Raw genomic sequence first — 11,892 nt, forward strand, 5'->3', positions numbered from 1 at the left:
GCGGACACGCGCGCGCGCGGCGCTGGCGGCGGAGGCGGCCGGACTGATGGCCGCCGCGCTTGCCAGCGTGTGCGCGCATCTGTCCGAGCGCACACAGTTCGGGCGCAAGCTCGCAACCTTCCAGGCCTTGCGCCACCGCCTGGCCGAAGCGCAGGTGCGCACCAACGGGGCTTATTGGATGGCGATGAAAGCGGCGGCCACGCTTGATCCGGCCGATGCCGCGCTCGCGGCCTGGCACGCGCAGGAATCGGCGACCACGACGGTCTACGACTTTCACCAGTTCCTTGGTGCCATGGGCATGACGCTCGAGCACCCGCTGCACTTCTGGACCTACCGGCTGAAGGCCCTGATCGGGGAACTGGGCGGGCGCGGCGCGAGCGCGGCGGCAGCGGCGGATGCGCTCTGGGGGTGAGGGAGGCTCCCCGAACCCGTCTCCCTCACCTGACGTGCGCACCGTTATCTGAGAAAGGCGAGGTCGCCCGTTCCGGGGTCAAGGGGCGATGGCCCCTTGCAAATGGACGTCTTACTCATGCCCGAACGCGGGCCGCGGCAGGCTGAACAGCGCGAGGCTGGCTGCAACCATCAGGACGAGGGTCGTGAGCAGAAACATGTCGTATCCCCCGGTCCGGTCGTAGACCGCCGAGGCCGCGAGCGGGCCCAGCGCGGTGCCGACCGAGAGAGCGACGAGCAGCCCTCCGTAGAGCGCGCCGAAGGCCTTGAGGCCGAAGTGGCGCGTCGCGAGGTAGACGATCACGTCGACTTCGGCTCCCAGTGTGAGCCCGATCAGCACGGCGACGGGAACCGCCCCTTGCGCGCCTGTGCCCAGCAGGATGAGCCCGCTCGCGACGGGCAGGAGGAAGATCGCCGCTCCTACGTAGGCGGCGGGAAAGCGGTCGAGGAGGAGGCCGGTGCCCAGCCGTCCGGCGATGGAGAAGAGCCCGATCAGCGAGGCCAGCGCGGCGGCCCGGGCGGGGGGCAGCCCGGCGTCGGTGAGGATGGGCACGAAATGGACGACCAGCGCCAGCACGGTGAAGGTGAACAGCAGGCTCGCGACGAGGAGGCGCAGGTAGACAGGTGAGCGCAGGCCTTCGAGGAAGCTCACGCCTTCGGGGGCAGGCGTTGGGTGGGCGGGCGCATCGGCCTTTGCAGGGGGCGTGGTGCGTCCTGCGCGGAACAGGACGAGGATCACCGGCCAGGCGAGCGCCATCCAGGCAAGGCCCTGCCAGGCCATCGCGCTTTGCCAGCCATAGGCGGCGATGAGCCGCGCGCCGAGCCAGGGGAACAGCGCGGCGGCAACCGAGGCCCCGCACAAGGTGATCGCGAAGGCAAGGCCGCGCGAGCGGGCAAAACGGCTGGCGACCGCGGCGGTCCAGACCGTCGCCTGCACCGGCAGCGTGGCCAGCGCCATGAGGGTCCACAGCGCGTACCACTGCCATGCACTGCCGCTTGCGGTCCCGAGCAGGGCAAAGGCCGCGCAGGTGAGCGGAATGCCGATGACGCCCAGGATACGTGGGCCAACCTTGTCGACCAGCATCCCGATGGGTACCCCGAACACGGCCTGGATCAGCGTGGCGATGGTCATGCCGAAGGTCGTGGTCGCGCGCGACCAGCCGAAGCTTTCGCTGATCGGTTCGATATAGACGCCAAGGCCATAGATGTGGATGACGCTGGTCGCATAGCCAAGGGCGCCGGCCAGCGGCACGCCCCAATGCGCCTTCCATTCCGCGTGCGCGGTCACAGGATGCACCTTCCGCTTCCTATTCGGCGGGAAGGCGGCCGTTCCTGGCCATCTCGAAACTCTGCCCCAGGTGCGCGAGATAGCCATGGAGGCCGAGATGGGCGTACGTTGCCGGATCGGCGATTTCCCCCATGCGCGCGGCGACCTGCTCGATGGTCCAGTGGGGCTGGAAGACGCCGTGGGTCTCGAGCATGTCGATCTTGGCCATGCGCCCCCCGATCGCGACCAGTGCCTCGCCCGACAGTGCGCAGTCCTCGTGCGCCAGCCAGCCCACCATCGGCGCGACCAGTTCGGGGCCGAGCGGGGGGTACTGCGAGGTGTCGAGCCCGTCGGCCATTCGCGTCATGGCGCCGGGCAGGATGAGATTGCTGCGGATACCGTGCTCTTCGCCCTCCAGCGCGATCACGTTGGAGAGGCCGATCATGCCCGACTTGGAGACCGCGTAGTTCACGCAGCGCTGGTTGCCGTAGAAACCGCCGATCGAGGAGGTGAGGACTACGCGCCCGTAGTTCTGCGCCTTCATGTGCGGGTAGGCCGCGTGCACGAGGTAGAATGCCCCCATCAGGTGCACGTCGAGCACCGAGTGGAAGTCCTCGACCGCAATCTCGTCGAGCGCGCCGTAGCGCACGTTGCCCGCGTTGTGGATGAGGATATCGATACGCCCGAAGGCGTCGAGTGCGCTCTGGACGATGGCGCTCGCCCCTTCGCAGGTGGCGACGCTGTCCGTCGAGGCGACTGCCTCGCCGCCCGCCGCTTCGATCTCGCGCACGACTTGCTGGGCCGGACCTTCGTCTTCCCCTTCGCCCAGGATCGCGCTGCCGTTGTCGTTCACGACGACTTTCGCGCCCCTGTTGGCGAGCAGGAGCGCATAGGCCCGTCCCAGGCCTCGTCCGGCGCCGCTGATCACGGCCACCCGGCCATCGAAGCGCAATTCGTCCATCGTCCTCTCCTTCTGACCGGCCTTGGCTAGGCTTTGCCTGCGGTGGGGTGCAACGCGGCTCACGAGCTTTCGCCGGGGCGATGAAAGGGAGGCGATCTTGTCCCGAGCCGGGCGAGGGGCGCAAGAATCCGGCCATGGCACACGAACCCCAGATCGCGCCCGCAGCCGACCTTGCGAAGTCGGTCCTTGTCCCCGCCGAGGCCTATGTCTCGCCCGAATATGCCCGCGCCGAGCAGGATCGCTTGTGGCGCAAGGTCTGGCTCCAGGCGGGACGCGTCGAGGACCTGGCCGAGACCGGCGACTTCATTACGTATGACATCGGAGCGGATTCGGTGGTCATCGTAAGGACCGGGCCTGACAGTCTGAAAGCGCACCACAACGTCTGCCCCCATCGCGGGCGGCGGCTGGTCGACACGCCACCGGGCCAGCGCAATGCGCACGGGCAGGCGCGCGGGTTCATCTGCGGCTACCATGGCTGGAGCTTCGGTCTTGATGGTGCGAACACCCACGTGCCACAGGAGGACGACTGGCACGGGGCCCTGTGCAACGGCCGCGCCGATCTGACGCCGGTGCGGGTGGACACCTGGGGCGGGTGGATCTGGATCAGCCTCGATCCCGAGGGCGAGAGTCTGGAAGCGTATCTTGGCGTGATCCCGGAGATGCTCGATCCCTATCGCCTGCAGGACATGCGCGCGCGCTGGCGCAAGTGGATCGTGTTTGAGTGCAACTGGAAGGTCGCGATGGAAGCCTTCTGCGAGACCTACCACGTCGCGACCACCCACCCCGAGTTCAACGCCTTCGGGCAGTTCCGGGGCTGGGCGCGCCAGGAGGGGCTCCATTCGCACATCGGTTACGAGGCGGCGAAGGACATGGAGGAGGATGCGGGCAAGCTGCGCGTGGGGACAGGCGATGCCCGGCTCTCGACCGCCGAGATGCAGCGCTTCACCTGGGAGAATGCGAACACCAACACCACCATGACGATGGTGCGCGCGGCCGAACGGCTGGCGCAGGAGCTGCCTGAAGGGACTCCGCCGGCACAGGTTTCCGCTCACTGGATCGCGGCCTCGCGCCGCGACGATGCCGCGCGCGGGGTGGAGTGGCCGGTGGTGGCACCCGCGCACACGGCCAAGGCCGGGACGGCCTGGCAGGTCTTTCCCAACTTCCAGATCGGGCAGGCGGTCAACAACATGCTGTGCTACGCCGCGCGTCCCTATGGGAGTGACCCGGACAAGTGCATCTTCGAGGCGGCTGTCTATGAACTCTACCCGGAAGGGGAGGCGCCCGAGACACAGTGGACCTACACCGAGCCGCACGAATGGCCGCCGGTGCTGCAACAGGATTTCAGCAACATGGCCGCCGTCCAGCAGGGCATGAAGAGCGCAGGTTTCCGCGGTGCCCAGCCCAACCCCTACATGGAGCGCGCGGTGGCCAGCCTGCACACGAACCTCGCCCGCTACATGCATGCGGGGATGCCCGAAGCGCAGGACTGAGCGGAGCTGTCGTCTGCGCGGGGATGCCGAGTAAGAGAAGTAATCTTTCCAAGGGGCCATCGCCCCTTGACCCCCGAACTGTCTACCTCACCTTTCTCGGCCAGGGTCGGCGCGCGGAAGGTGAGGTAGGCAGTTCGGGGAGCCCGAGGGCGATGGCCCTCGGAACTCTTTTCCTGTTCCCCTTGCCTCAGGCGAAGGGTTCCTCTCCCTCCAGCTTGGTGCGCACCATCAGGCGGCCGCTGGTCACATCGTACCATTCGGCGCGGTGCATGGTGCCGGTGTTGTCCCAGATGACGAGGTCGCCCTCGGACCATTCGTGGCTGTAGGTGAATTCCTCGCGAGTGGCCCATTCGCGCAGTTCGTTGAGGAGCAGACGGCCTTCCATAACGTCCATGTCGACCACGGTGTGCGCGGTGTTGCCGATCACCAGCGACTTGCGGCCCGACTTGTGCGTCCAGACCAGTGGCAGGGTGTTGTCGCCAATTGCCTGCATGCCCTTGAGCATCGCGACGGGCGGTTCGGGGTTGTAGAAGAACAGCGTCGCCCAGGCACCGTGGCGCACCTTGAGGTCTTCGATCCGGTCCTTCTCCTCTTGGGGGAGCGCATCGTAGGCGGCGTAGGTGTTGGAAAAGCCGGTGTTGCCCGTGCCCTTGGGCGAGGGTTTCTTGCACGAGAGGATCGAGGCGAGGATCGGCACTTCCTGCATGGTCCCGTCGATGTGCCAGTAGAGCGAGCCCTTGAGATATTCCGCGGTCGGCCCGGCGATGGCGGGGTCGATGCTGATCTTGGTGACCTCTTCCTCGTCGCCCTTGCGCTCGGGCGCGTAGGTGCCCAGCGTCTTGGTGAAGGCGATCTGCTCCTCGTTGGTGAAGCCGATCTTCGGGAAGACAAGCACGCCGCGCTCTTCGAGCAGGTCGCGCAGCGCATCACCGAGGGTCCCGGAAAGCAGTTCTTCCTTGGAATTCAGGACGTAGGCGCCGATCTTGTCCTTGATGGTCTCGTGCGTGAGCGTCGTCTGGGTTTCGACGGCCATGACAAATCCTCCCTTGTTCTGGGGCTGAATATAGTTTGCCAGGGCGCGTGGATGAAGCACGCCCCGGCGATATCGGGTGGCGGGGCCGGGATGCGTGTCAGGCCGAGCCCATGTAGCGCCCGCCGTTCACGCTGATCGTCTGGCCGGTCACGTAGCTCGCGCCCTCGCTGGCCAGGAACACACAAGCCGCCGCGATCTCGTCGGGCTGGCCCACGCGCTTCATCGGCAGGGTCTGCGAAAAGGTGTCGATGTCGACCGGGGCGGCGCGCAGCGCAGGCGTATCGACGAAGCCGGGCGGCACCATGTTGAACGTGACGCCGCTGGCGGCAAATTCCAGCGCGAGGGCCTTGGTCATGCCCAGCACGCCGCCCTTGGAAGTGACGTAGTGGACCTGCGCGAAGGAGCCGCTCTGCACCGAGGAGGACGTGATGTTGACCACGCGTCCCCAGCCCGCCTCCAGCATCGCGGGGAGCATCTCGCGGATGCACAGGTGCGGCCCCTTGAGGTTGATGTCCATGATCTGGTCCCACTGCGCGTCGGTGATCTCGGCGTAGGGCACGAAGGGCGCGATCCCGGCGTTGTTCACCAGGATCTGGATATCCCCGAAGGCGTCGCGCGTGGCCTTGGCGGCCGCGGCGATCTCGTCCGCATCGGCGCAGTTGGCGGTGCAGGCGATGGCCGTGCCGCCCGCCTGCGTGATCGTCTCGACCGTCTGGGCCACGCCTTCGCCGTTGAGGTCCCAGGCGCCCACCTGTGCGCCCTCGCGGGCAAAGCGCTGGGCGATCGCGCGGCCAATTCCCGAGCCTGCGCCGGTAACGACGGCGACCTTGCCTTCAAGCTGCATTCTCTTCCTCCGGGTCTGCTTTTGGCCGGGACATAGCGCGAAGCGCGCGCGGGGCCTGCGCACAGGCCTGCGGTATCACCCGCGCGATGAGTGGGCGTGGGGGCGCCTTGCCGGTTGCCTTCGCGTGCGCGCCTGCCTTGACTGCGTGCAACAAGGAGGTGGGTGAGATGACGCGCCGCGAGATCGAAGGCTGGAGCCTGCGCTGGGACGAGGAGCGCGCGCAGGCCGCGCGCCGCGAGGGATGGTGGCGCGACGAGACGCTGGCCGATCTCGTGCCGCGCCTTGCCGACGCCGAACCGGATCGGATGATGCTGGTGGAGGGCGAGGTGCGGCTGAGCGCCATCGAACTGCACGAACGCGCGCTACGTCTGGGTACCTGGCTGGGCGAGCGGGTCGCGCCGGGCGGTGTCGTCTCGTTCATGCTGCCCAACTGGCATGAGGCCGCGACGATCTACCTTGCCGCGACCTACGCCGGGCTTGTCGCCAACCCGATCCTGCCTTCGCTGCGCACGCGCGACACCGCCTTCATCCTGCGCGATTGCAACAGCCGCGTGGTCTTCGTGCCCGAGACGTTCCGCCGTTTCGACTACGCCGCGATGCTGACCGGGATCGCGGCCGAGATGGAGCACGGCCCCGAGATCGTCGTCGTGCGCGGCACAGGACCGGTCGCGGGCACGCAGGACTATGCGGCGATCCTGGAGGCGAGCGCGCCCCGTACCATTCGCCACCCCGATCCCGACGCGGTGCGCATGGTGATGTACACCTCGGGCACGACCGGGCGGCCCAAGGGCGTGCTCCATACCCACAACTCGCTCGGCGCCCTGCTGCACCAGATCGGCCGTTACTGGCACGTTGCACCGGGGGATCGTTTTCTCGTTGCCTCGCCGATCAGCCATATCGGCGGTTCGATCTACGCCTTCGAGGGGCCGGTGCTGCTTGGCAGCGCTGCCGTGCTGCTCGACCAGTGGAACGCGCAGGAAGCGCTGCGCCTCATGCAGGCAGAAAGGATCACCCACATGGCGGGCGCGACTCCGTTCCTGGAACAGATCCTGCACGCGGCGAAAGCGCAGGGAGACCATCTGGACGCGCTCAAGGTCTTCATCTGCGGCGGGGCGTCGGTGCCGCCCGCGCTGATCGAGGAGGCGGACGCCTGGTTCCCATATGCCCGCGTCAGCCGGGTCTACGGGAGTACCGAAGTGCCGGTCACGACGGTCGGATCCCTCGATGAAAAGGGCATGCCCGAGGCTGCGCAGACCGACGGCAAGGCGGGAATAGCGCAGGTCATCCTGGCTCCCGACGGCGAGATCCGCGCGCGCGGGCCCCAGATGCTGGCGGGCTACATCCGGCAGGAGGACGAGGAGGGCGCGTTCGATGCCGCAGGTTTCTACCGCAGCGGCGATCAGGGTGCGCTCGATGCAAGTGGCTTTCTCACCGTCACGGGCCGGATCAAGGACCTCATCATCCGCAACGGCGAGAACATCGCGCCCAAGGAGATCGAGGACCTGCTTTCCGGCCACCCCGCGATTGCCGACATCGCCATCGTCGGCCTGCCCGACCCCCGCACCGGGGAGCGCGCCTGCGCGGTCATCGTGCCGAGCGACGGCGCTATTCCCGACGTGCCGATGCTGGCCGATTACCTTTCGGCCGCTGGCGTCACCCGCTTCAAGTATCCCGAGCAGGTGGTCCTGCGCGAGGCTTTGCCGCGCAACGAGGCGGGCAAGGTCCTGAAACACGTCCTGCGCGCCGAACTGGCCGTCTGACATCGCCCGAGCGGTGGCTGGGGCGGGCGCCTTCGTGATCGGAGGGGCGGGCGTTAAGCATCGCTGCAAACATGTTCGAGAGAGGATCCTTTGCCATGGCCGAGGCCGACCCCGCCGCCCGCTTCGATGTGCCCCATCTCGTCACCAATCCGGAACGTATCCCGGCGGCACGCTACTACGACGAGACCTTCTACCGCGCGGAAACCGAGCGGCTCTGGCCCCATGTCTGGCAGATGGCGACGCGCCTCGAACTGATCCCGAACGTGGGCGACTGGATCGAGTACAGCAACCTGGGCAAGTCGGTGATCGTCGTGCGCACCGGCGAGGGCAGCGAGGGCGTGAAGGCCTACCACAACGCCTGCCGCCACCGCGGCGTGCCCATCGCCGAGCCGGGCGGGCAGGGCAACTGCAGGAGCGCGGGCTTCATCTGCCCCTTCCACGGCTGGCGCTGGAACATGGAGGGCGACAACACCTTCGTCTACGGCAAGCACTTCTTCTCCGACGAGCAACTTGACGCGGCCGAACTGGCGCTGCGCCCCTGCCGCGTGGAAACCGCAATCGGCTGTGCCTTCATCAACTTCGACGAGGCGGCCCCGTCGCTGCGCGAGAGCCTGGGACCCGTGCTCGAAGCGCTGGAAATGCGCGGGTTCGACGATCTCAAGGCCGAGTGGTGGTACGCCACCAAGCTGCCAGCGAACTGGAAGATCGCGATGGAGGCCTTCATGGAAGGCTACCACGTGATGAAGACGCACCCGCAGCTCCAGCACAAGCTGCCCCAGCTCTACAACACGATGTACGGCATGGACACAGGGGGCATCGGCCTGCCGATCAACCCCGGCCTTACCGTGCGCGAGAATGTCCAGGCCCAGTTCGAGCACATGAAGCTCCTGAACGAGGGCATGGCGGGCATGGTCCACGCCAAGGAAGTGGAGATCGCCAGCCACCTTCTCGATGTCGAACTTCCCGAGGACCCAGCCGAGGCCATCCCGATGTGGTACGGCATCGTTCAGCACCAGGTGGTCGAGCAGCTGCGCGCGCGCGGCGAGGACATTCCCGACCTCAACACGCTGGCCCAGACTCACCCGGTTCAGGCGGTGGAGTTCCTCTTTCCGCACTATTTCCTGCTGCCCACGATGAGCAGCGCGTCGGCCTACCGCATCCGTCCGCTCGGCCCCGAGGAGTGCCTGTTCGAGCTGTGGTCACTCACCCATTTCGCGCCTGAGGACAACCACCAGAGCGTGACCGGGCCGACCATGCTGCCCTACGATAGCGAGGAGTTCCCTCCGATCCCGCGCCAGGACTACGGAAATATCCCGATCCAACAGCAGGGTCTTCACGCGCAAGGCTTTGACTACATGCGGCTTGGGCGCGGTGTGGAGGGCCTCATCAGCAACTACAACCGCGTGATCGACGGGCACTTGAAGGACATCGATGGTGAGCGGCTGAGCGCGGCGACACGCAAGCTCCAGCACAATTTCGATGGCCAGATCGAAGATCTGGGTTTCTGAGATGGCGCGCACCAGCATCATCACGGGGGCGGGCAGCGGCATTGGTCTTGCTACGGCCAAGGCCCTGCACGCGGCGGGCGATGCCATCGTCGGCATCGGGCGCAGCGCCGACAAGCTGGCCGGGCTCGCGCAGGCTCTGGGCACCGAGGAGCGCCTGGCCACACTGGCGCTCGACATCACCGATGTGGATGCGCCGCACGCCATCGTCGACTTTGCGCTGGAGCGCTTCGGGCGCATCGACACGCTGGTCAACAACGCGGGGCTGGGCAGCCCGACGCCGCTGCATGAGACCGACGACGCCACGCTCGATCTCTTCCTCGATGTCATGCTGCGCGCCCCGTTCCGTCTCTGCCGCGAGGCTATTGGCCACATGGGTGAGGGCGGCTGCGTGGTCAATGTCACCAGCACCTTCGCGATGATCGGCGGCAAGCGCGGCGGTCCCTATTCGGCGGCCAAGGGTGGGCTTCGCTCGCTGACCGAGCACATGGCGGTCGAATACGGCCCGCGCGGCATTCGCAGCAATTGCGTCGCGCCCGGCGTCACCATGACCGACATGGTCCGGCACCGTTTCGAGGATGAGACGTTCAAGCGGGTGAACGTGGAGACCACGCCCTATCCCCGCCTCGCCGAAGCCGAAGATCTGGCGAACGTCATCGCGTTCCTGTGCTCGCCCGGGGGCGAGATGATCAACGGCCAGTCGATCGTGGTCGATGGCGGGTGGACGCGGACCAAGTACCTCTCGCCCCGCGCGCTGACCAGCGACTGGGTCGAGAGCTAGAACACGAAACGCGAGAAACGGGAACGGATATGCGCACCATCGATCACTTCATCTGCGGCGAAAGTTCGGGCACCGGCTCGGGTGCCCGTGTTCATCAGGTCTGGAATCCCTCCACCGGGGAAGTGCAGGCGGAAGTTCCGCTGGGCGATGCGGCCCTGCTCGACCGTGCGGTGGCAACCGCAAGCCGGGTCCAGCTCGAATGGGCGGCCACCAACCCGCAGCGCCGTGCCCGTGTCATGTTCCGCTTCAAGCAGCTCCTGGAAGAGAACATGCAGTCGCTTGCCGAACTCCTGGCAAGCGAGCACGGCAAGGTCGTGGACGATGCCAAGGGCGACATCCAGCGCGGGCTTGAGGTGATCGAGTTCGCCTGCGGCATTCCTCATGCGCAGAAGGGCGAATACACGGTCGGTGCGGGCAGCGGGATCGATGTCTATTCGATGCGCCAGCCGCTGGGCGTGGGCGCAGGCATCACCCCGTTCAACTTCCCGGCGATGATCCCGATGTGGATGTTCGGCATGGCGATCGCCTGTGGCAACGCCTTCATCCTGAAGCCCAGCGAACGCGATCCCAGCGTGCCGGTGCGCCTGGCCGAGCTCTTTGTCGAGGCCGGCGCGCCCGAGGGCCTGCTCCAGGTCGTCCACGGTGACAAGGAGATGGTTGATGCCATCCTCGACCACCCCGGCATTTCGGCCGTCAGCTTCGTGGGCTCGTCCGACATCGCGCAGTACGTCTATTCGCGCGGCGTGGCGGCGGGCAAGCGCGTGCAGGCGATGGGCGGGGCCAAGAACCACGGCATCGTCATGCCTGACGCCGATCTCGACCAGGTGGTGAACGACTTGTGCGGTGCGGCCTTCGGTTCGGCGGGCGAACGCTGCATGGCGCTCCCCGTCGTGGTGCCGGTGGGCGAGGATACGGCCGAGCGTCTGCGCGAAAAGCTGATCCCCGCGATCAATGCGCTGCGCGTGGGCGTCTCGCATGATCCCGATGCGCACTACGGCCCGGTCGTCACGCCCGAGCACAAGGCGCGTATCGTCCAGTGGATCGGGACGGCCGTGGACGAAGGCTCCGAACTCGTCATCGACGGACGCGACTTCACCCTTCAGGGGCACGAAAAAGGCTTTTTCCTGGGGCCGACGCTGCTCGACCGGGTGACGACGGGCATGAAGAGCTACCAGGAGGAAATCTTCGGCCCGGTCCTCCAGATCGTGCGCGCGGCCGACTTCGAGGAAGCCGTAGCCCTGCCCAGCAAGCACCAGTACGGCAACGGCGTCGCCATCTTCACGCGCAACGGCCACGCCGCGCGCGAGTTCGCCGCCCGCGTCAATGTCGGGATGGTGGGGGTGAACGTGCCGATCCCGGTGCCGGTCAGCTACCACAGCTTCGGCGGCTGGAAACGCAGCGCCTTTGGCGACACCAACCAGTACGGCATGGAAGGCATGCGCTTCTGGACCAAGGTGAAGACCGTCACCCAGCGCTGGCCCGACGGCGGAGGCGATGGCTCCAACGCCTTTCTGATCCCGACGTTGTGATGAGGAGGCATTAAAGAAAAACGGAACAGGTCCGAGGGCCATCGCCCTCGGGCTCCCCAAACTGGCACCCTCAAGGTGCTCACGCATCGGTAGCCGAGAGAGGTGAGCAAGACGGTTATGGGGTCAAGGGGTAATAACCCCTTGAATAGTATTTTCTTTCTTTACGATTCCCGCCAGCGCGCGATCATCGCCGCGCCATCTTCCCCGGCATCGCTTCGTGCGGCGCCGGGCGTGCGCGAGAAACGCGGCGAGGGTGCGGCCTGCATGAGGCT

The 11,892-nt window shown here is 66.8% G+C and carries 10 protein-coding genes; 6 read left to right on the forward strand and 4 right to left on the reverse strand.

Features of this window, described 5'->3' with window-relative positions:
- On the forward strand, positions 1-412 hold a 412-nt coding region (locus MTR65_RS16680), incomplete at its 5' end, for an acyl-CoA dehydrogenase family protein (RefSeq protein WP_268739510.1).
- A gap of 111 nt (positions 413-523) precedes the next feature.
- Here the strand turns inward: MTR65_RS16680 and MTR65_RS16685 are convergent.
- Entirely contained in the window at positions 524-1,738 is a 1,215-nt protein-coding gene (locus MTR65_RS16685; protein WP_243802202.1) for an MFS transporter, read from the reverse strand.
- A gap of 19 nt (positions 1,739-1,757) precedes the next feature.
- Positions 1,758-2,678: an SDR family NAD(P)-dependent oxidoreductase gene (locus MTR65_RS16690; RefSeq protein ID WP_243802204.1), complete on the reverse strand. Its 921-nt coding sequence runs from the start codon at positions 2,676-2,678 to the stop codon at positions 1,758-1,760.
- A 134-nt stretch (positions 2,679-2,812) separates the two neighbouring features.
- Here MTR65_RS16690 and MTR65_RS16695 point away from each other — a divergent pair, with 134 nt between their 5' ends.
- Entirely contained in the window at positions 2,813-4,168 is a 1,356-nt protein-coding gene (locus tag MTR65_RS16695) for an aromatic ring-hydroxylating oxygenase subunit alpha (RefSeq protein WP_243802205.1), read from the forward strand.
- 187 nt (positions 4,169-4,355) lie between these two features.
- Here the strand turns inward: MTR65_RS16695 and MTR65_RS16700 are convergent, their stop codons facing one another.
- Entirely contained in the window at positions 4,356-5,201 is an 846-nt protein-coding gene (locus tag MTR65_RS16700) for a TauD/TfdA dioxygenase family protein (RefSeq protein WP_243802207.1), read from the reverse strand.
- Positions 5,202-5,298: 97 nt separating this feature from the next.
- Positions 5,299-6,045, reverse strand: a complete 747-nt coding sequence (locus MTR65_RS16705) for an SDR family NAD(P)-dependent oxidoreductase (RefSeq protein ID WP_243802209.1) — start codon at positions 6,043-6,045, stop codon at positions 5,299-5,301.
- 167 nt (positions 6,046-6,212) lie between these two features.
- On the opposite strand from MTR65_RS16705, the gene MTR65_RS16710 reads away from it, so the two are divergent.
- From MTR65_RS16710 to MTR65_RS16725, 4 genes are all read left to right on the forward strand, one after another.
- Positions 6,213-7,805, forward strand: coding sequence for an AMP-binding protein (locus MTR65_RS16710; protein WP_243802210.1), 1,593 nt, complete (start codon positions 6,213-6,215; stop codon positions 7,803-7,805).
- 95 nt (positions 7,806-7,900) lie between these two features.
- Entirely contained in the window at positions 7,901-9,313 is a 1,413-nt protein-coding gene (locus tag MTR65_RS16715) for an aromatic ring-hydroxylating oxygenase subunit alpha (protein WP_243802212.1), read from the forward strand.
- A gap of 1 nt (position 9,314) precedes the next feature.
- A complete protein-coding gene (locus MTR65_RS16720) occupies positions 9,315-10,091 on the forward strand; it encodes an SDR family NAD(P)-dependent oxidoreductase (protein ID WP_243802214.1) in 777 nt (258 codons plus the stop codon).
- A gap of 29 nt (positions 10,092-10,120) precedes the next feature.
- Positions 10,121-11,620, forward strand: a complete 1,500-nt coding sequence (locus tag MTR65_RS16725) for a CoA-acylating methylmalonate-semialdehyde dehydrogenase (protein ID WP_243802215.1) — start codon at positions 10,121-10,123, stop codon at positions 11,618-11,620.
- Positions 11,621-11,892: the final 272 nt, after the last annotated feature.

Source organism: Novosphingobium mangrovi, from assembly GCF_022818885.1.
GTDB classification, from domain to species: Bacteria; Pseudomonadota; Alphaproteobacteria; order Sphingomonadales; family Sphingomonadaceae; genus Novosphingobium; species Novosphingobium mangrovi.

Coding starts and splice junctions, on each gene's coding strand:
- MTR65_RS16690 (WP_243802204.1), bottom strand. CDS start 2,678: ATGGACGAATTGCGCTTCGATGGCCGGGTGGCCGTGATCAGCGGCGCC.
- MTR65_RS16695 (WP_243802205.1), top strand. CDS start 2,813: ATGGCACACGAACCCCAGATCGCGCCCGCAGCCGACCTTGCGAAGTCG.
- MTR65_RS16700 (WP_243802207.1), bottom strand. CDS start 5,201: ATGGCCGTCGAAACCCAGACGACGCTCACGCACGAGACCATCAAGGAC.
- MTR65_RS16705 (WP_243802209.1), bottom strand. CDS start 6,045: ATGCAGCTTGAAGGCAAGGTCGCCGTCGTTACCGGCGCAGGCTCGGGA.
- MTR65_RS16710 (WP_243802210.1), top strand. CDS start 6,213: ATGACGCGCCGCGAGATCGAAGGCTGGAGCCTGCGCTGGGACGAGGAG.
- MTR65_RS16715 (WP_243802212.1), top strand. CDS start 7,901: ATGGCCGAGGCCGACCCCGCCGCCCGCTTCGATGTGCCCCATCTCGTC.
- MTR65_RS16720 (WP_243802214.1), top strand. CDS start 9,315: ATGGCGCGCACCAGCATCATCACGGGGGCGGGCAGCGGCATTGGTCTT.
- MTR65_RS16725 (WP_243802215.1), top strand. CDS start 10,121: ATGCGCACCATCGATCACTTCATCTGCGGCGAAAGTTCGGGCACCGGC.